Genomic DNA, 22,876 nt, shown 5'->3' with positions numbered 1-22,876 from the left:
CAGTGCCTCCTTAGTCCTTGGCCAGCTGCACGCCAGCCAGTCTTGCAATCTCTTCTGCCGTGATTTCGATGCGCAGCTTGTTGTAGTGCTGCACGGCGCGGCCCGTTTCCTGCCAGATGAAATCAACAGGCAGGTCAACCATATGGGACAGGGCTTCCTCAAGGCTCATGCCCTTGCGCGGGGTCAGCTTGATCTTGGCAAAGAGGTTCAGGCTGTCTTCGCCGCCCTTGTAGCCCTTCTTCTGGATGATGACGGCTTCGAAATAATCATCCTCACGGACTTCGCCTTCGCGCTCGGCCTTGGGACGCACCTCGATGCCGTCATACTGCTCATAGGGCAGCTGGCTGCGGCAGATGGCATCCATGATGGTCGCACACTGCTTGCCTTCATTATAGAAGCGCAGTTTCTTTACCAGCACGAGACTGTTCTCATCCTTGCTTTCGAGCTCAACCGGAGCGCTGGCATCCACACGGATGTCCTCCGTACCCAGATAAGCCAAAAAGAGTTTAGTCACACAGATAAGAATCAGAATGACTAATAACACTATGGTCAAAAAATTCACGATAATTCCTCCCTAGAATTTTCCCTGATTATTTTTGCGCCTCTGCCGCTGCCTTTTCCTCTGCCATGGCAGCCTGCAGACGCGTGTAATACTTTTCCGGCAGACGGGCGATATGGCCCGTCTCCTTGCTGGTATAGACGTTCTGGGATTTCCCTGTCACCAGCACTTCCTCCGTCCCCTTGCGCAAAATGCGGTATTTGAAGCACATCTTCACCTTCGTGAGCGCCGTAGCTGTGGTCTCGATGATGAGTTCATCATCGAATTTTCCTGGCGAGACATATTTGGCGCTGATGTCCGTAATCGGGAACACATAGCCATCATCCATCATTTCCGTCAACGTGATGCCAATGGCACGCAGATACGCCACCCGGCCAATCTCAAACCAGCGGATGTAGTTGGCGTGATGTACCACAGCCATGGCATCAGTGTCATAGAAATTTACATGATGTTCGATTCTTACTGGCATATTGAGTCCCCCTTAACACTTTACGCACATTGTATAGACTAGAACAATTAGCAGGCAAAGTCAAGCTAGGAACTGGCAATAAATAAATTTTTAGATAAGACGCAGGAAAATTCATCGATGAACAGCTCCTTAAATCCTGTACATCTTTTCCAACCGGCTCAGACACTTCTGCAAGCGTTCCAGTTCCACCATATCCGTCACCTTGCGGCCGGAGTAGAAATACTCCACCTGCTGGGGCAGGTGCTCCAACAGGTTCCGTTCCTTCAGACGGCGGATGAGCTCGTTGACCGTGCCTTCATTGCCATCCACAAAATTCACATTGTCCGGCAGCAGCTGCCGCAGCGTATCCTTGAAATAGTTGAAATGCGTGCAGCCCAGCACCAGAGCGGAATACTCGGACAGGTCAAAGGAAGTCAGCTGCTCTTTGAGGTAATCCGTCACCGCCGGAGAGTTGAATTCCTGCCGCTCGGCAAAGGTCACCAGTTCCGGCAGGGCCAGCCTGTCCACCAGATGGTCTTTATCGACTTTCTCAATCAGAAGTTCCATCTTGCGGCCCTTGACAGTGATGGGCGTCGCCGTCACGAGCACCCGATGCGTACCATCCAGGTCCAGCGCCTTTTTCGCCGCTGGCTCCATGCCGATGATGGGCAGGTCATAACGACGGCGCATCTCGGCTACAGCCACAGAGGTTGCCGTATTGCAGGCCACCACGATGGCCTTCACATCCTGTTTCAATAAGAAGTCGAAGGCCTCGCCCACAAACTTCTGCACTTCCGCTGTAGATTTCGTACCATAAGGCACATGATCCTCGTCAGCATAGAACACAAACTGCTCATGGGGCAGAACCTTCATGGCATGATGGAGAACGGACAAGCCTCCCATGCCGGAATCAAAAAAGGCAATCTTCAACGCCCTCAACTCCTGAAAATCTAATTTTTGCAAACTTCGTGCGAAACGATGTTCCGCACTACGCCCTTACACGAAATCTAAGTCATTCTGCGCCTATCCCCAAAGGGACTAGCTCTGCTTCGCAGAGCGTCGCGGCTTGACTGACTGAAATTTCATAGCAAACAAATGCTAGTATAACGCAATTGACCGCGTTTGACAAGGCAAAGAAAAAGCCAGCTGCCCGCAGGCAACTGACTTGCAGAATCTTTAGTTGTCCAGCGATTTCACCTTGACCGAAATCACCGCCATGACTGCGCACAGGCAGGCCAGAGCTGTGCCCAGGCCCAGCCAGCCATTGCCGGTGAAGCCGTCTACCACATAGCCGAGCAGGGAGCAACCGGCTACCGTCATCACATAGGGCAGCTGCGTGCTCACATGGTCGAGATGGTCACACTGTGCACCGGCCGATGCCAAGATCGTCGTATCGGAAATCGGCGAAGCATGGTCGCCGCCTACCGCACCGGAAAGGATAGCGGCTACACAGATGGTCAGCATCTGCGGGTCTCCGCCTACCACAGCCACGGCAATCGGAATCAGGATGCCGAAGGTACCCCAGCTCGTGCCCGTGGCAAAGGCCAGACCGATGGCCACGAGGAAGAAGATTGGCGGCAGCAACATGATAAGCGCCGCATTGGCACTGACAATGCCACCGACAAAGCCGCCCAGGTTCAGATACTTGTCACTGCAGATGCCAGAGAGCGTCCAGGCCAGGCACAGGATGAAGATAGCCGGTGTCATGGCCTTGAAGCCCCAGCCGAAGCTGTCGCAGAAGGCATTGAAGGAAATGACCTTGCGGGGCAGATAGAGAAGCCCCGTAAACACAAAGGCAATGAAGGAACCCAGCACCAGGGATTTGGAAGAATCACAATCCGCAAAAGCATTGGCGATGGTCTTGCCTTCATGGATGCCGCCCGTGTAGAGCATGCCATAGACGCAGGCCGCAATCAGCACCAGCAGCGGCAGGACCAGGTCGATGATCTTGCCATTGCCCTGCTGGTCTTTCGTGACCTCGCCATTGCCCTGATATTCCCTAGGAATCTCAAACTTCTGATTGCTGCGCTTCACATCATGGGCCATCGCCCCGAAGTCCTTGCCCGTCCAGATGATGAAGAACAGGAATATCAGCGTCAGCCAGGCATAAAGATTGAAGGGAATGGTCTGGATAAAGAGCGAAAAACCATCAATCTCCGAACCTTCCGGCAGGGACGAGCCTACAGCCGCCGCCCAGCTGGACACTGGCGCGATTATGCAGATGGGGGCCGCCATGGCGTCGATGATATAGGCCAGTTTCGCCCGGGAGATCCGGAACTTGTCCGTCACCGGCCGCATGACCGTACCCACGGTCAAACAATTGAAATAGTCATCAATGAAGATGACCAGCCCTAAGAGAGCCGTGATCAGGGAAGCCTGCCGGCGCCCTTTGATGGTGCGTGCTGCCCACTCACCATAAGCACTCGTAGCCCCGCTGCGGGTGATTGCCGCTACCAGAATGCCTAAGATTACCAAGAATACCAAGATGTTGACGTTACCGCCCACCTTGTCCGCCATAACCTTGAACATGGTCAGGATGGATTCGAGGAAGTTTCCTCCCGTGAAGAGCATGGCACCCGAGAAGATGCCAATGATCAGGGACATGTAGACTTCCTTGGTCCACAAAGCCAGAACAATGGTAATAACCGGCGGCAGGATGGACCAGATTGATTCAGCCATACACTACCTGCTTTCTGCTATGATTAGCCAATATTTTCCATATAATACACGACCTTAATTGTATAACATTTTTTGCATAGTAGCAAGAGGAATTAGGCATTTTTTGCAAGTTTTCATAAAAAGGACTGTGAACCTGCAAGCCAGATCCACAGTCTGCAAATCATCTGTTATTCTACCGTGATCTCCTGCTCCGACGCATTATCAGCCTGCACGGTGTTGACCGTATTGCCAGCCGACTCTACACGAACATACGGCATGGGCGGGGTATACGGGATAAGAGCCCCAGCGCTGTAATAGTGGTTCTTCCGCATCAGGTAATCCCGCATCCGATCCACAACGCTATAGGTCTCCGAATATTTCCTGCTATACAGCCGTCGCCAATCATGGGAATCCACGAGGACTGCCCTGTCGGTGATCATGCCGCCATCGGCAAACAGGTTAAAGGGTCTTTGCATCTGATAGGCCTTGGCCGCATCATTCCAGTAAACCAGCTGCTCCCCATCATGGGTTGGTATCCGCCCGTAAACAGCGGCATCCACCATCGCATTGGCAAATCTGAACTTATCTGCTGCCATAACATCTGCCAGTTGCAGCTGTCCCTTATCCACATACACATCTCCCTGTCTGGTCCAAACCTTCGGGATAAATGTGCCCGTATCGGAACGCAGCTGGCCGATATTGAGCTTCTCGATAAACTCCTGGCCGTCAGGCGCTGCCAAGGAAACCTGGAACGTATCCGTGCCACCCTTGTTTTCCAAGGTGCCCACATTGAGATAGCTGCCGGTCAGCGTTACATCCATCAGCTCATCCCCATTGGCATTGGCCCGGATGGTATTGACCTGTGAAGCCTCGGTGTTATCTTCCATCTGCAGGAATACATGGGTAGCATCGGCAAGATTGATGCGGATATCGCCCTTCTTCTGCGTAATGCGGATATCCCCCGTAGCCTGGACATCCCGGGCAACGATATCGCCATTTTCCGTACCTGCCACCAAATCGCCTTTGAGGTCTATATCCCGATCGAAATACAAGCCGCCCTGTTCAAGTACCTGAGCTGCTATATTCCGCTGGGAAAGCACATTATCGGTCACATGCAGGTCGCCGTTGGTTGCGATAAGCTTGACATCCCGGGCAGAATCTACCAGACCATTGTGGTCAATGATGATATTCCGTCCGCTGTCGCCGGCGATATAGTTTTCCGATCCGGCCTTCAAGGTGATATCGCCATTCCGGGTGGAAGTCTTGCCATATACGGTAATCTTTCCTACATTTGCAGCAATATTGACATCATTTGCGGCCGTTATGGTTTCCGTTTCGGCATCATTATCACCTACATCGATATTCCCCCGTTCTACATTGAGATTGATATTGCCCGCCTTAGCATCGATGGAGTGCCCCACATAGATGTTGCCAATCCCGTTGGACATATCGACATCATTCCCCGCCTTGACATTGGCTCCGACGTAAATCGTGCCTTCCTCCACGGCAGTCTTGACATCATTCCGGACCTCGATATCCGTATCATAATACATGCTGCCCTTGCCGATGACATTGGTGTAGAGACTCTCCTCGGCTTGGACTCTGTCGGTAACATGGAAGTCACCATTACCGCTGTTGATGGTAATAGCCCCGCCGGAAACCACTTCGCCATTCTGTTCAAGAATGATGCTGTCCTTGCCCTGCTGATACTCTGGCACAGCGGCCGATACTTTGATATCGCCTTCCACGGAACGGGTTCTCCCCTGAACCGTGATCCTGCCCTCCTGGGTCTTAAGGTCAATATTCGTCCTGGCCAGTATCACATCATCATGCGGTCCCTGGTCGCCGATATGGATTTCGCCCTTGCCAGAATAAGCACGGATTGCACCATTTTCAGCAAACAGGTCTTTTTCAATGGTAATATTGCCCGTCTTAGCGACAATATCAACATTGCCCTGCAGCGAATTGACATTTTGGCCAACGGTGATATCCCCCGTGTCCGTGGTCAGGCCGATATCGCCATTGACCGTAATATCCGTAGCAAAGGAAATATTGCCCTGCTCTTCCGCATAAGCTTTGATACCGCCCTTGGCCTGCAGATAATCTGCCATGAAGATATCGCCATTCCGTCCGGTAAGGAAAATATCATGACCAGCTTCGACTACCCCATTATCTTCGATAATGAAGTTGCTCTTGCCTGGTTCATATACATCCTTGCCAGCCTTCAGGCTGACATCGCCGTTTTGCGCCACGGTCTTGCCAAAGATGTAGACCGTTCCGGAATTGGTCAGCAGCGAAACATTGTTCTTCGCCGTTACCGACTCTTCAAAATGGTCCAGAGTATCGCCAATCACGATATCGCCCTGGCCGGTAAGCGCCAGTATGTTGCCCTCCAGTGCATTGGTCTTGCCTGTAACGGCTATGGAACCAGATTCGGAAAGCAAATTGATTTCGCCCTGATCCGCTATGATGGTCCTGCCAATAAGGATACCTCCAGATTGCGTATGGGCTGTGACATCCGTACCGGCATGTATTTCCATATTTTCCGCAGTGCCATTGGAGTCAAAATCAAAATTCACAAAGATATGTCCATCCGACTGTACCGTCAGGTCCACACCAGCTCCAGCAGTGATCGTATCGAAAATCTCGATATCACCTCGATTTCCCTCTACCAGAGCCGAGGTATTGCGCCCGGAATGCAATGCCCCCAGGACAGCAATATCACCTGCGTCAATGGTCTTGATGTTGATATCCCGGCCAGCCGTAATGACATTGGCCTCAGGATTATCACTGAATTCCGCCACGATGATATCCGCATTCCGAGAATACATCGCTACGTCCTGACCGGCATTAATGCCTCCGGTTACCAGGATACTGCCATCATCATCCGCATGGAAAGAATCAAATCCCGTAATAAGCGTTGCATCGCCTTGAATGGCGTTGACCTTTCCAAATACGACAAAGGAACCATTATTGGTTACAGCGGTTACCGACTGATTGGCCACTACATCCTTGCTGACCACAACATCGCCATTTGAAGTCAACAGCGAAGCATTGTTTCCAGCTGCAATTCCGCCGATAATCATGATATCATTGGCGCTATTGACTACATCTGTGCCAGCCTGCAAGTTGCCATTACCGGCAATATAACCTGCAGCGGTGAATTCCAACCGGCTGCCGGCAGCAATATCGCCAGCTGTTTCAATATTATCGCCACGGACTGTGAGGTTGCCATCAACAGTCCAGTTGCCAATCGATGTGATGGTGCCAGTTGCCTCCATCTCCATGTCATTCCTTACATTTGCATCCCCATTCAGATTGATATTTGCACCAGAAGCCGTCAGATCATGGCCAACGGTCCAGTTGCCTGCCGACGTGATATTGCCAGCGGCTGTCATATCAAGGTTCTGCGTGGCTGATATATTGCCATTCAGGTCAATATTCGTGCCTGCCACCGTCATATCGTTGCCGGCGGTCCAATTGCCTGCCGACGTGATATCACCGGCAGCCGTCACACCAAGATCCTGCGTGACTGTCATTGCGCCATTCAGATTGATATTCGTGGCAGACAGGGTGATATTATTGCCCCGTGCCTCGCCTTCCAGCTGAATGTCCGCAGCCTTAACGGTGATGTCATTACCTGCTGCTACTTTGCCCTTGACATTTGCCTGTGCTGCTGCCGTCAGTTTTACATCCTTATCGGCTGAAAGCTGACCATCTGCCGTGATATTCCGGCCAGAAACCGTCAGATCATTGCCCGCGGTCCAGTTGCCTACCGACGTGATATCGCCGGTAGCCGTCATATCAAGATTCTGCGTGGCTGCTATATTGCCATTCAGGTCAATATTCGTGCCTGCCACCGTCATATCGTTGCCGGCGGTCCAATTGCCTGCCGACGTGATATCACCGATAGCCGTCACACCAAGATCCTGCGTGGCTGTCATTGTCCCATTCAAATCGATATTCGTGGCAGACAGGGAGATATTATTGCCCCTTGCTTCTCCTGCCAGCTGGATATCTACTGCTTTGACCGTGACATCATTACCTGCTGATACTTTATCCTTGACATCTGCCTTGGCTGCTGCCGTCAGATTTACCTCCTTATCGGCTGAGAGCTGACCATCCGCCGTGATATTCCGGCCGGAAACCGTCAGATCATTGCCCGCGGTCCAGTTGCCTACCGACGTGATATCGCCGGCAGCCGTCATATCAAGGTTATGCGTGGCTGCTATATTGCCATTCAGATCGATATTCGTACCCGCAACCGTCATATCGTTGCCGGCAGTCCAGTTGCCAACCGACTTGATAGCGCCCGTGGCCGTCAAAGTCAGGTCATGGTCTGCGTTTGTATTCCCGACAAGATTGATATTCTGTCCCTCAACAGTAACCTTTCCACCAGCCTTCACATCATCCTTCAATTCCACATCATTGCCCTTGGCATGGATATCGCCGCCGGCAATCCAGTCATTCTGAGATTTAAGGGTATTATTGTCTGCCAACAGTTCCAGATTGCCCTTGACATTGACAATCTCTTTGGTAGTCAATGCGCCCTGGCTCTTCACCCACAAATCGCCGGTAAAGCCCGGAACCGTCTCCGTGCCGATATGGCCCAGATCCATGCCGACAGTATGCAGAGCGGGCCGTTCCAATCCCAGCAGATAGCCATTTACACCCGCAGCCGTTACCGAAACTCCGGAATTCAACAGCCGCAAGGCATTGCCTTTAGCACCCAGATCACCTGTCTGCGAGGCAAGGGAAATACTTGTACCTGCATCCAAGTAAGAAGCAGCTGTCGCTTCCTCTTCCTGATCCGCCATCACAATACCCTTGTCCGCGCTTAAAACCATGGTGTCGCCGGCATAGACCACATTCGCAATAGCCAGCGTCCCCGGTGTATGCAGCCACAAATCATCTGTCAGTTCCACACGGTTCAGTACCATGCTGTTCTTCGCATGCTCCACGCCCTGGAACTGTGCACTATGACCAGCAGCCTGGATATCGACACCATTGCTCAGGATATAGAGCGGCCGATCCGGCGTGCCCAAATCACTGCCAACACCATTATTCGTGGCATCCAGGAACAGATGCTGCGCATTGATATAGGGAATGGTGCCTTCCAGATTGGCCGTGCTGCCCACCAAACCTTTGGCCGACCAAAGCTTCAGCGTATCCGGCGTATAGACGCTGCCTACGGACAAAGCGTTTTCGCCTACATTCTTGATATAGATGTTGGCATTGGAACGGGCACTCAGATCGCCGCCGGCCTGCACATTGATGGCTTTCGCCTCGCTGCCGACAGCACCAGCGCCGCCTTCCAGCAGGACTTCTCCCTTGGCGATGACATTTGCCGCATTGGCATCATCGAGCGCATTTTCCAGCCCGGCCTTGCCCATGATCCGCACCAGACCGTTATCCGCCTGGATGGTGCCCAGCTTCAGCACGGAGGCTTCGCCATCTTCAGCAGCCTTGCGGGCAGACAGGGAGATGTCCTCCGCCTCATTGCCCACAGCCTGCGCATTGATGACACCGGTAGCATGGATGCCCAATGGTGCCATGCCCGTTACCTCAAAATAATCCTTGCCCTGCCCATCCTGACGATGGATCACATCCGCCGCATCGGCATTTGCCAATATCTTCAAGTAATATATATTCGTCTTGCTCGGATCATTGGGGTCCACATAGCCATTGGCCAGCTGCTCATAGGCAATGTTCTGCGGTTTGAGGTTGCTGCCCACATTCTCGCCGACCAGCGTGATATTGCGGCCGGAAACATTGGCTACCTTATCCCTGCTGTCCGTCGAACCGACTTCCTTGTTGACAATCTCGCTGCGCAGAGCGTAGAGCAGTTCATCCTGTGTCCACTTGTAGGTGGGATTCTCCGCTTCTGCCTTGAGCTTTGCATAATCGCTGCCTGCATCTGCTGCCAAATGTGACAGATACGCATCACTATTCGCATAAGCGCCATATTCTGAGTCCAGCTTCGCATAGATTTTCTGGTTTTCCTCCGTCAGGCCAGCCTGATTTTCCTTCATGACCAGATAATCTGCAAAATTCTTTCTGACCATCTCCTCGTAATCGGCAACATTGCGCTCCAACTTGCGGATATAAGCATTGTTGCGGTCTGGTCCTGCAATCATGCCGGCATCAATCCAGCGCTGGATGCGGGCCGCAGTTTCATCACTGGTCTCATCGCCGTTATAAGGAAGAGCATCCACAAAGCTGCCGCCGGCATTGTTCAGGGTAACATCCCCGGCGATGGAGCGAACGATGCCGATGCGCATATCGCCGCCCGTACTTTCATCCGCATTATTCTGCTTCAGGAAGATATCCTTCTGGGCCGTGGCACTGATGCTGGCACTGCGCGAGTCATCATTGAGGGCCTGCTGGCCGGCACGGACCTTGAGCATCTGCCCGGCCGTACCGATAGCACCAGCCCGGCTGGTCAGGTCTATGCGCTGGCCAATCAGGCCATCGCCCGTACCCTGCAGGATATTGCCACTGGCATTCAGCGTGATGTTATTGTTGCCTGCCACGGACGCAGCCGCCTGCGCTTTTACCGTGGATACCTCCACATCGCCATTGACCGTAATGCCGATATTACCATCCTGGGTATTGGCCTGCAGTTGGACGGCTTTCGCCTTGTCCAGTGCTTCAATATTGATATTGGCAACATCCTTCTGTGCATTCAGATTGACCTTATTGCCGATGACCGACACACCGGCGTTGCCAAGGATACCGCCCTGCGCAGAACTGATGTCAATGGTGCCCGCAGCATTATTGTTGCGGATATTGCCCGCAAGGGTGATTCCGCCCCTGCTCTGCACATTGATGGTGCCGTCATCCTGGCCAATGAACTTGATTGCAATGGGATTATCGGCCTTGATGCTGGACACATAGGTCTGCATGGAACCTTTTTTCTTATCCCAATTGTAATAATAGTTTTTCCATAAAACATAATTCTTTGAAGTGGCTTTGAAATTCAAACGATCCATCTCGCTCAGAATCACATTATCCGCGACAATCTGGTAGTCTCCGCTTCCCGTCTGTGGCTGAGAAACAAAGATACCATTCGGCAACGGTTTTGTTTCAGCCGGGTATTCTGTCTTCACGACCTTACTACTATCCGATTCAAAGCTGAATACATCCGCATTGAAAATCTTGGTATCCCGATAGTAGTAATGGATGGTGGTGGTGGAATCCGAACCGACCGTCCAATTGTAACGGCTGTTGGCCGCTGGCGTGTAACTATAGCTGCGGCCTGTATTTACCGTATCGCTGGTCTCTTGCGGATCTGCCCCCATATACCCCGTGGTTGTCGTGACCTTATCGGTGGTATAGCTATGACGGGTCAGGACTTCCTTGCCATTTTCCATGGAAGATGTGGTCAGCACAACTTCTCCATTGATATCATTATTGAGGATTTTCCCCACCTGCATGGCGGTATCGCTCTGATTTTCAATCCGGATATCCGCACCGCCATCTACGGCAAAAATCTGCCCACCGGTGGTGCTGATGATGCGGCCAGTCAGATACACCCTGCCTCCCTGGGCATCGATATCTTCTGTCAGCAATGTATCATTATCCGGATCATAATAGACCTGAACCGTGTACTTCAATGAACCATCTGTATCCTTGTTATCCCAGCTCGTTCCCCCCTCATTGACCTTGTAGATGCGATGACCTTCATAGAGCTTGGATTTGCTAAAATCCTTATTAGCCGCCGCTGTCTTGGCCGCAGCCACCTGCTCTTCTGTCACGACAGCCGCATACTTGCCATAGCCGCTCTGCAGGATGCCATTCACATTGATGGCATCTGCCGCAATGAAAATTGCATTGCCGGCAATCCGGCCAGCTTTTGTTGCCGTGGATTCGCTCTCACTTCTTGCATTCGAACCATCCACTGTTGTTGTCGTATGCTTTGGCTCTGTATAACTATTGCCCCAGCCATTATTTATGTTGGTTATGGCCGCATCATTGGTCGTCTTATACACATCCTCCGGCGTCGAGCCGATATGCACCACGCCCTTGGTATAGCTTTGGGTTACACTGCCGGATGTGGCCGTGAGTCTTATGGTGCGGCCATCTACACCGGTTGCCTTGCTGTCCGAGCCATTGATGATGATATCGCCGTTCCTGTTTCGGTTGGTGATATTCACATCCCCGATACCGCCATTCACATGGCCGGCAATCTCAATGGCCCCCACACCATCATAGGTGCCGGTCACCGTGTCGGTCGTTTCCCCCTTGGTTACTCGATCCGTCAGGGTAATGCCGCTGATGGACGCGTTGTCCGAGGTAATATTCACAGCCGGGCCATCGCCGGTGACAGATTTCAGCTTGCTGTAAGCGACATCATAGTTCTTATTCCCATTGAGCTCTTTGATCTGCGCCTTGCCGGCAGCATCGGAAGCAATGAGGTTATCCCGGTAAATGATGCCTTCCCCTTTGTCGCGAAGCAGGACATCATTGACCACCAGATAAGCATTGGATTGATTCTCCACTTTGACTTCCGGATTGGTCTTGGCCACCACAGAACCCGTACCATAGAAGTTGCTGCTGTCCACGTTGATGGTCCCGCCGCTGGCTTCCAAAAGTTCCGGCAGGGCCACGATGGGAATATCATAGCCTGAGGTAACCGGAATATTGACCTTCTTGCCATTAACCTCTGTTTCCTCCAAAAGGCCCAGATTCTTCATCTTGGCTTCCAGCAGCTCCAGTTCCGCAGCATAACCGGCATAGGCAATGGCCGTTTGCCCATCGCCTCCCTTGCCATCTTTGCCGCTATAGGAGTTGAGGAGCGTTTTCAGTTCCGACCAGCGATTGGCCAGGATATTGGCATAACTGCTGCTGTACTGCTTCGTGGCCTGTTCCAGTTCCGTATAATGCCGGCCCTCATCATCCACTATGGATATAGTATAGGCAGCGTCACCGCCCGCAGCCGTAACATCATGGCTTTCCAGGATAGTTGCGTCTTTAGCATCTTTTACATCATGATGCCCCAGATAGCTCTGCGGTACTACCTGACCTGTGATGGTGACATAAAGCTTGTCCTGATACCCGGCCAGCAGGGAACCATCCACCTGCGCATAATTGGTCGTACTCGTGACCAGCTTATCAATCCGGCCACTGCCGTCACTGGTTTCCACTACGGGAATTGCTTCCTTATCGCCGCCTTTGCCGCCATAAATGGTATGGTAGCTGGCCTGCTTCAGGATATTTTCCTGGCCATTCACCGCCTTGATGTTGATATTGCGCAGAGCTTCCCCAACAGCACCGGCCTCGACCTGCACCGTATTGTTGCGCTGGTTTTCCATATCGAGTTCACGCCGCCAGCCCAGGGGAATGAGCGTATCATTACGCGCATCGGCAATCGACAGCTGCTTGACATTGGACAGATTGCCATTCCGGTCCGCACCGGCATAGAGATTGATATCCTTCTGGCTCTTGATCGTGCCTTTGACGTTTACTTGATTCGTCCGCTTGATATTGTGCTCGGTGATTGCCGTGGGACCGGCTCCGGCAAGACCGCGAACCTGACCTTCCGCATGAACCGTGCTGTCAATATCATCATAAGCCGCCAGCGTAATGCCGCCCTTGTCATAGCCGCCAGTATTACAGAGCATTGCCCCCTGCCCCAGAGTTACCTTATTGGCCGATGTATAATCTGTCCGGGACTGTGTCACAATCGTCTGGGTTAAGCCGCCATTCAGGCCTTCGGCATAGTTATTCAGGACATCCTTGTTGGTCACTTCGTATTCCTGCGTACCGACAGTTGTCACTTTGGCATTGTCACCGATATTGACCTGCGTGCCTTTCTTGATGACATCCTTGCTTTCCAGTACAGACATACCATAGAAAGATATTGCCGTCATATCCAGGCGTTTGCCATATTTGTTGTTCTTGCGGGTGTTGAGGTAATTTTCTGCCCCCACATACACTCTGTTGGCCTGAATATCTGCATCCTTGCCAATATTGGCTGAGGTGATACGCCCCTTGCTGCCGATATCCAGATTGGTATACAAGCCACCTCCTTGATAAATCCCACCGCTGCCAGAGAAGGCCTGGATATCCATGCCATCCTCCTGCTCGGCAGCTACCTGCAGTTCATCCGTAACATCCCACTTGCCATAGATATTGGCACTGGCTGCATTATCAAAGTAAGTAATCGCCTTGGCAGTATTGCCGTAATCGGCGATACCGCCGCCGGAACCACGCACATAGGAATCCGTGTAGGAATCAACCCTGGCGCCCAGCAGCAGTTTATACACATCGCCGCCACCGGCATTAACGCTGGCCGTATCTTCAGCCCGGGTCGTACCGGTAATCGCGCCTGCCGCAAATTTGATGGCACTGACCGTAACATTGCTCACATCATTCTGACGGCTGGCCAGATTGACGGCCGCAATGGTCAAGGCCGCACGTTTTTCCTTGTTTTCACTATCCTTGAACTTATAGTTTTCTTTTCCAATATTGATGGCCGCATTGGTCTTGGTGCTGACCAGGGAATCATCGCCGCTATACCCTGGGATGGCCATACCGGCCACTGCCACACTGCGCAGACGGGAAGCCGCCGTGATTTCCTTCTCCTTGCCCACCTGAGCACCAAAGTATACAGAACCTGCCTGGAAGGCATTATTATCATCGGCATTGATAAGCGCACTGCTGTTGACCTCCGCCGTAGCATACGAAGCCATGCCCGTAGCTACGCCCACTGCATGATTGTCAATATCCACTTTCAGCTTCGGGGCATTGGCCGCCTGGAAGGACAGGGCATCGGCCGCAAAGGCATAGTTGCTGCCCGTAATGTTGATCTGCGAGGTGCTGTTGTCCTTGGCATAAGTCTTATTGCCGCCCGCAGCCAGCAGGCCGGCAGATATGCCTGTGCTGTTAGCCGTAAAGTTCCCCGTATTGACGGCATTCACATTGATCTTGCCATCGGCCTTCGTGCTCTTGATGGTATGCGTTCCACTGTTGTTTTCAAAATTGACCGCCAGCACACTAGTATTAGTGATGCCCGTATCAATAGCGTTTACCGTAGCTACGCCAGCCGTAACCCCATTGACATTGGTATTGGCCGTAACGCCGCTTTTGGCATTGATATTCACCTCACCCGTCGAAGTGATATTCGTATTCTTGACATGCACAGCGGTGGAACCGCTCATTTCCGCTTTGCTGGAAATGGCAGTAATGCCCACTATCCCCAAATTGCCTACGGCCCCCTGCGTGTAAAGGCCGGACTTGCCATCCCGGGAAGCATCTGCAGTATTGGCCCTGATATCCACACTGCTGCCCGTCAGGCTGGCACCATCGAGACTTACGCCATTAGCATTCTTCAGCGTGGCTTCCGCATTGGTAACCACAAAGCTGCCTGCACCCACACTGGTGCCGATGGTCGACAGGCTAAGCCGGTTCTTCTCCTCTGCATCGAGAGACAAAGCGCCGCCGGCATTGATGGACGAACCATTGACCGACAGCTGACTGCCCAAAGATGTACCTGCTACATTGGTGTCTATCTGGAAAGCAGTCCTCTCTCTTGCCTGCTGACGTTCCGCCTTAGTCAGGCCCACGAAGCTGGCTGTATTATCCTTATCCAGAGCATTTGCCTTGCTGATTTTGTCCTGCAGGGCTTTATCGGCCTTGAGACTCTCATTGACGGAGGTATTCATATGATTTACCCCCACTGACACGCCGCCCAGCGACACGTTGAGCATGAAGGTATCGATATCCCGCACGATATCCGCCTTGACTTTGACGGTATCCTTGGCCGTAAGCAGGCTGTTGCTGCTGATGTTGACATAGGATTTATCCGCTACGGTGTTGACGGTGCTGTTGACACCTACGCCGCCAAACAACCCCCCCGATACAGAACCTGTCCCCTGATCGCTCCAGATGACATCATGGGAATTGACATCAATCTTGCCAGCCTGCAGCGTGGAGCCGCTGATAACTACGCCCACATCCGAAGTCAGCTTGCTGTGGTTGAAGGTGCCCACGATACCGACCCCCATGCCAGCCCCTGCACCGGAAACCAGGCTTGCCTCCTGTATCGTCTTGTTCCTGGCTTCGATTTTGGCCTGCGACGTCGTCTTTTCCGTTTCTTTCAGGGTACTATTGGCCACCGTGGTCTTGACAGTGGACTGCTGATCCACCAGATTGATGCCCATTCCTGCAGAAGCACCGATACCAGCCACGGAAGCCCCATAAGTTCCCATATAGATCCGGCTCTCATTGTCCGCCAGGATATCGGCCTTGTTGGCAAATTCCAGATTGAGCCTGTTGGTTCTGGCCTGAACATCCATATCCAGATCATCCGAAATCACATTGGCATTGGCTGCAGCTCCTGTCACGGCCAGACCGCCAGCGATAGCCAGATTGGAAACGCCCTGTTTGGCCAGTGCCTGCAGCTTGAAGTCATGGGCTTTCACATCGGCCGCACTCTGGGAATAACTCTCTGCCAGAACCTTGCGGCTCAGATTGTTGGCATTCTGCGTAGCACCAAAGCCTACGTTGGCCCCACCAGCAGCCCCCACTTCAAAAGCACCGATATTGGTATAATCCGCCGCTTTTACCGTGGTATTTTGGGTGTCTTTAATAGACCCACCGTATTGAGATTTATCCTCATTTACAGAGGTATCATTCAGGCTGGCTCTTGTCTTGCCCTCGATGAAGTTTTCATTGAAAGTACCCGCTACACCACCGATAGCACCACCAGCTCCTGTCAGGAGATCCGAGGCGATGGCATGGGTGGCACTGCTGTCGATGACCAGACCGGTCAGGGACGTATTTTCGCGGCCTTCCTTGAGCTTGCCAGGCACGAAGGTTGCCTTTTGCACCTGCCCTTGGATCAGTCCCCGGCCCTCCGCATCTGTTTTCGCATCCTTTATGCCGTTGTTGACGGCAATCTTCTTCGCATCATCGCTGTTTACCGCCGTATTCGTGACCAGCCTGCTGCCCGTGACCGCCGCCACCGTATCGCCGTTTATCTGATTATTGGCCACCGATACGCCAGCGGCACCACCAGCACCGCCAGCGATAACCCCGGCAATAGCCGAAATCGCATCATCACTCTGGGACACCACGCCGATATTCTGCGCACTGATGATATTGGCCTTATTCATTTCTGCCGTGGTATTGCCCCGGATATAGTTGTAGCTGTATGAACCGCCAACGGCAAAGGTGCTGGCACCTGCCAGGCCAATGCCAATCCCCAGCAGCTTGTTATCCGCCGTGGCATTGATGGCCAGCTCATTCACCCGGCTGGCATTTTCCGGACGGGTGTTCAGATAACCGTAGTAAGCCCTGGTGTTTTGCTCCACATCATTGAAGGACAGGCCGACACCACCAGCTACCAGCCCGGTAAAGGCCGTTGCCAAAGCCGCACCGGCAGTCTTGTTGTTGACGGTCGAATCCGCCTTGATGCTCACATCAGCCTGGGCAGCATCCTGCCCTTCATCAATGGCAGTATTCTCCATGCCGGCATTGACATCTTTACGGACATTGGTACGGGCCACGCCGCCTTGCAGATTGACGCTGCCTTCAATGCCTACACCTACACCCACGCTGACAGCCTTGGACGTATCCAGAGCCGTTACATCAATGGCAGCAGCTGGCTGCGTCGTAATGGACGCATCCTGAATCAGGGCCTGCGTCTTTTCCCGGTTATCCGTCCGGCCAATATTGGCATAGGCCACACCGCCGCCAATACCAGCGATGCCCCCGTTGGTATAGGTGAGACTGCCCGCAATGGTGGTCTTGGACGTGGTATTATCGGCCGCTACCTTCAAGGCCTTTACCTGGACAATATCCGTGCCCTTCGTCCCCTTGCCGATGATGGCCTCACTGCTGTTGCTGCCTTCATTAATGGCCACGGAACCATTGAGGCCGACCAGACCAGAAGCGCCTACACCAGCCCCCACGGCCAGCACATAGGTATCATTATGCGCAGCCAGCGTCAGGTTTTCCAGTTTGTCGTCCGTAACCCCCTGGACTTTGCCGCCCTTTAGATAGACGCCACTGGTATTGTTCATATCGTTGTTGGCCAAAGTCATGCCTGCGCCCACATTGCTGGACTGATTGAACTGGCCAGCCACGCTGACAATACTGGACTTATTGTGGGAAACGCCATTCACCGCATCAGCGGTCAACTTGCTGTCCGTGATATTCACCGTGTTGGTATTGGTCACATCGTGCCAGCTGACAGCCCCGGCGCCGCCGAAATACTCCGCACCGATGGAAGCCCCTGCCGCGACGCCGACAATCTTCGTGTTGTTGGTCGTGCCGGCATCGATGGCCGCACCTTTCAAGGTTGCGCCGTTGATATCTACGGACAGATTGTTCTTGATTTCGTCAATGCCTACGCCTGCACCTGCACCATTGCCGTTGAAGTTGACGCCCGCCGCCACATTCACGGCCAGACTGCTGCCCGGTATGTTGATGCTGCCGCCATTCGCCGCCACACTGATTTCCTTCCCATTCGTCTGGTCTACGACATCCTGATTTGCAATGGTCTTTTTGGCATCCTGCGAAATGTAGTGCTCAATCATATGGTCAACATCAATGCCCTTTGCCTGCAAATCTGCCTTGCTGGCAGTCTTGTCCTCAGCCTTATCGTGAGCGACAAGCGCTACGGCACCGCTGGCTTCGACAGCGGCCCCATTGCGTACAACCGTCCGGACTTTATTGTCCACCTCGTTATAGGCCACGGCCCCATCCAATCCCAGTGCCGTTTTGCCGCCGCTCTTGCTGCCAGCTACAGCCACATTGATCTGATTGATGGACTTGGCCGCCTCCATGCTCAGCGTATCTACCTGCTTATAATTGCCGGCACTGATCATGCTGACCACGTCATTGGACAGGTCACTGACCGTCACGGCCCCGCCCAGATTGGCCGAGGTACCGTCACTGCCCGTCCAATTTGCCGACAGGCCGCCCGCAATCTGCCAATCACTGGCCAGCGCCTTGTTGGTGACAACAGTTTTCGTGCTGCCGGCATACGTCTTGTTGACATCCGTACCAATCTGCAAGGCCCGCACCTGATTATGCACATCATTATAGGATACGGAACCACTGGCGGTAAGATTCGTGCCGCTGCTGGTATTCACCGCCAGCGACAGGCCTGCCGCCACTTCCGTGCCGGCCTTTTCCGCCTGATTGGCCAAGGTGCCAGCCCCCTCAACCTGCGCATTCAACAGCAGGGAATCCACCGTGCGGTTCTGTCTGGTATAGCCGACAGCACCGCCGATAGCCACTGCGGGACTGTTATTCTGCTTCAAGGCATTGAACGCCGCCCCACCGGCAAAGGCACCAATGAACATATCATCTTGGGCCTTGACCGTCACGCTGGCCAGTTCCGCCGCAGAATTCTTCCGGAGCTCGATGCCGCTGACCGCCGCCGTGGTATCGCTGTTGCCCTTATTGATGGCCGCACTGCCTGCGGCGGACAGCTTGAAGCCACCCGTACCGCCGACATTGGCACTGGCGGTATTGCTGGCATTGGACCCCTGAATGGCCTTGGTCAGCTTGTTGCCCTTCAGCCAGTTGTTGAACTTATCCCGCTTTTTCCCGATATTCTCAATCAGGTTGCTGCCCTTATCAAAGAAAGATTTATCGGAACCCGTGGTACCGGCAATCTCCGCGCCAATGCTGTTGATTGTGCCGGTGGTGACAGCCAGTGCCTCAAAGCTGTTTGCCTGCCATGCCTTCCGTCCCGCATTGCCAGCCGTAGCCGCGCCAAAGAAATCGTCCCCGGCCGCGCCAATCTGCTTAGCCAGGTCACGGGCAAGCACACTGCGATTGCCCGTGCGCTTGGCAGCTTTCTGCTCATCCGTATCCGTGTCCGTTTCTGCAGCTTTGACCACACCCCGGCCATTATCAGCCACCTGCACGATATCATTGGTATCGTAATCCACCCAGCTGACGCCGATGCCCACAGCCCCCGAGGCATTCTTGCCGCCTAACGTGAGCCCGCCAGTGATGGCATTGATGGTTGTGCTATTATCCGCATGCAGCTTGATGGCACCATCTGCCGCAGTAGCGTTGATGACGGCCTCATCATCAATGGCCACGATGCTGTTGCCCGCGCCCTTCACGATATTGACCATGCCGCCAATATTCAGGGTATCGGCCTTGCCGGAGGAATAGACAATATCCACCTGCTTCATCGTCTGGTCAGCCGTGATGTCAACCTTCTGCCCTTCGATGACCGCATCTTTGCCCGCCATGACCAGACCGGTGCCGCCGATTTCCTGATAGGCCACACTGGCACCGACGCCCACTTTGCCCTCCTGGTCCAGCGTAGCATATTCGCCGCCCTTGCCCGTAAGAGAAACGGTATAGGTGCCCGAATCGGCCTTGATGCTGGTATTGCCATCAGCATGGAGCGAAGTGCCTTCCCCAATCAGGACAGCCGCATTGTTCTCCAGCTTGTCCACCTGCACGGAACCCGTGGCCGTGAAATTCCCCGTCGTATTCTTGGACTCCGTCCGTACATGATAATGGGTATAGGCCGAGGGATGGGTAAGGTTGACGGCCTTATCCACCGTCGTGAGGAAGCGTTCCTTGATTTTGGCCGCAATCTGCCCATCTTTCTTGATTTCGGCAATGGCCTTCGTCAGCTTCTCACCCTCTGTGAAACTGGACTTGATGGACGAAAGGTCGCTCCAGTCCACCTTCTCGAAAGAGTCCCCGATGCCTTCAAATACATTCTTGACATCATCTGAGACCAACGTCTTGATGGCTTCAAAGGATTCTTTGACATCGCCCCAGGCTTTCTTTACATTATAGAGTCCCTCCGCATCGGGAGCGTAGTCCATATGCGCCTGCGCATTGACCTTGACATTGCCCGTTGCCTGCAGGGATTTAGCAGGTGCTGCTACCTGCACCACGGCATTGTTCCTGACATTGTCCACCAGCACGGCGGCATTGATCAGGCCGCCGTTATTGGCACTGCCATCACTCTTGGTATGGGTCATGGCGCTGACCACATTCATATGGAAACCGCCGATGGGAATGGGGTTATCATCCGCATCCACGCCCATATCGCCAATGGTCGTTTCCGCATTCAGCTTGAGATCGCCCCCCGAGGCCGTCAGGGCAGAATTCACCATGACCTTGCTGTTGTTCTCCTGATTGAAGACACCCACGGTTGCCCCGGCATCGCCGTATTGCTTCAGCTTGCCCACCAGGCCATCGCCCATGTCCACCAATTTGTCCAGATACTTGTTCAGCGTGTTCTTTTTCGACTCGTCCAGCGGCTTCAGTTCTACAGGCTTGGTGTCATTCTTGAAGACCTGGCCGGACACTACGCCCAAGGTATTGTTGACGGTCAGCAGGTCTTTCTGCACCCGGTTCTGCGCATCAGCGGTAATGGTCTTGGCCGTGATATCCTTGTTGAGCGTTACCGTGGCATCGGTCTTGTCGTCCACATAGGCCACACCAGCCGACACGGTGCCCGTGTCCTCATTCATGGCCGACGAAGCCACCACATTCATCTTTTCCTTCATGTCAGCCGTGGCCTTGAAATCGCCACTGGCCGTTATGGCCTTGTCGACCTTGACATTGGCGCCGCTTTCCGTGTTGACGATGGTCACGGCACCATAGACAGAGGGCAGTTTCGTGGTCGTATCACCATCCGCCCGCTTGACATTGAGCCCTCTGGCCACGGCGGAAATATCCGTATTGGCAGCCGAATTCAGAGTGATATCCCCGATATTGCTGCCCAGGTTCAGACCTTCCTTGACCTCAATGTCCGCCGTATTCTTGCCCTTGACATTGGTATAAGCCCGGGCCATGATGCTGGCATCTACATTCATGGCCAGATTAGCTGTGGCCTCAGCCGACAGGGAGGCTGCACGGACTTCGCCGCCCAGGGAAATATTGGCTTGATTCGTACGGTTGCCGGTGCCCTCCATGATGCCCACGAGGAATACGTCAATCCATTTGGTCCATTCCTCGGTGGACGGCTCTGCCAAAGCTGCCGCCTCACTGTTCGTCGCCTTCAGGAACGCCCACATGCCCGTTTTCAAAGCCGCCTTCTTCCCGATGGACTTATGGATCTCATTCTGCACCAGATCCTTGACCTGCTGGTCCTGAAGATACTTGAAGATGGCGCCTTCCTTATAGCTGGTAGCTGCCTTGGCCGTGAGCTTCACCGCTTTATCCGTGATGAGTTTGCCCTGATTGTCAATGGCGGCTTCATTGGTGGCGGCAAAGATTTCCTCCAGCCAGCCCGTTTCCCATTTATCCCAGTTCTCCAATACGTATTCATCGGTTTCCTGACCCTGCTCATTCTTTTTCTTGACCGCTTTCAGTTCCGGCAGGGAACTGTCATCCACCCCGACCGAGCTGGCCGCCGCCAGGACGATGTCGCTGCCCTCGCCCGTGGTGGCGGTAAGATTAGCCGGCACCTGCTGAGCAATGGAACTATTGACGATATCCTCAAACTGGATATTGCTCACGCTCTTCAGCTGGGCACCGTCCTTGATATTGATGACACCTGCACCGAGGAAGATGCCGCTATGGGTATTTATGTGCCCGGACACATCTATCGTGCCACCAATGGCCAGCCCTTTGACAGCATCTAAATCGAATTCAGCCCCCTGCTGCTGGTCACCGGTGGCTTTTTTCCGATTTTCCGTCCCCTCGTAGAACTCGCTGAAGGCATCTTTATCCACGACCATGCCCGTAAAACTGCCCGCATTGATCACCCCCTGTGCACCAATGGCGATGCCTTCAGGGCTCAGGAAATACAGATTGCCGTCAATCTTCCCATCCTTGACCGCATTCAGCACACCATTGATGGTAACCTGGCTGTTGACCAGATTGACCAGATTGGCAGCATAAACCGTTTCCCCCTGCTTATTGAAGAACATATCTGCGCGATTGCCATTTTCCAGCACAAATTTATCAAAACGGTTGACGCCCAGATCACCATTCACGGATTGGGCATAGATTTTATAAGTGCCATCTGCTTCAGCTGCAATGGCAGCATCTGCCCCCTTGGCTTTGATTTCCGTCTGCGCCGGGTCTTCAGCATAAGCCACCCCGGACGGCATGGCAACAAGGCACCCCAGGGCAAGTCCCAGCAACACTTTGCTGGCCAGGACGCTATAAGCATATCGCTCCTGAAGTTTCTCCATCTTTCTTGCTTTCTTGCGGAATTTTCCTGTCTGCGACATGATAGCCACACTCCTTATCTATCCATAGACTGCGCC

Annotated in this window: 5 protein-coding genes; all 5 read right to left on the bottom strand. The window is 53.3% G+C overall.

Going from position 1 to position 22,876, the window contains the following annotated elements:
* Positions 1 to 10: 10 nt before the first annotated feature.
* Positions 11 to 562 carry a hypothetical protein gene (locus BUB68_RS09000; protein WP_073090325.1) on the bottom strand — a complete coding sequence of 184 codons (552 nt, stop codon included), beginning with the start codon at positions 560 to 562 and terminating at the stop codon, positions 11 to 13.
* 28 nt (positions 563 to 590) lie between these two features.
* Positions 591 to 1,028 carry an acyl-CoA thioesterase gene (locus BUB68_RS08995; RefSeq protein WP_073090322.1) on the bottom strand — a complete coding sequence of 146 codons (438 nt, stop codon included), beginning with the start codon at positions 1,026 to 1,028 and terminating at the stop codon, positions 591 to 593.
* A 129-nt stretch (positions 1,029 to 1,157) separates the two neighbouring features.
* Complete coding sequence (gene murI / locus BUB68_RS08990; protein ID WP_073090319.1) at positions 1,158 to 1,937, bottom strand: glutamate racemase; 780 nt, start codon at positions 1,935 to 1,937, stop codon at positions 1,158 to 1,160.
* A gap of 246 nt (positions 1,938 to 2,183) precedes the next feature.
* Positions 2,184 to 3,686: a Na+/H+ antiporter NhaC family protein gene (locus BUB68_RS08985; RefSeq protein ID WP_073090317.1), complete on the bottom strand. Its 1,503-nt coding sequence runs from the start codon at positions 3,684 to 3,686 to the stop codon at positions 2,184 to 2,186.
* Positions 3,687 to 3,853: 167 nt separating this feature from the next.
* Positions 3,854 to 22,840: a leukotoxin LktA family filamentous adhesin gene (locus BUB68_RS08980; RefSeq protein ID WP_073090314.1), complete on the bottom strand. Its 18,987-nt coding sequence runs from the start codon at positions 22,838 to 22,840 to the stop codon at positions 3,854 to 3,856.
* Positions 22,841 to 22,876 lie beyond the last annotated feature (36 nt).

Origin of the sequence: Pseudoselenomonas ruminantium (genome assembly GCF_900142515.1) — a bacterium.
In the GTDB taxonomy this organism is placed as follows: domain Bacteria; phylum Bacillota; class Negativicutes; order Selenomonadales; family Selenomonadaceae; genus Selenomonas_A; species Selenomonas_A ruminantium_D.
This window is presented reverse-complemented; position numbering and strand designations above follow the sequence as displayed.

Excerpts from the sequence above, each read along its gene's own strand:
- BUB68_RS08980 (WP_073090314.1), bottom strand. The coding sequence starts at position 22,840 with ATGTCGCAGACAGGAAAATTCCGCAAGAAAGCAAGAAAGATGGAGAAA.
- BUB68_RS08995 (WP_073090322.1), bottom strand. The coding sequence starts at position 1,028 with ATGCCAGTAAGAATCGAACATCATGTAAATTTCTATGACACTGATGCC.
- BUB68_RS08985 (WP_073090317.1), bottom strand. The coding sequence starts at position 3,686 with ATGGCTGAATCAATCTGGTCCATCCTGCCGCCGGTTATTACCATTGTT.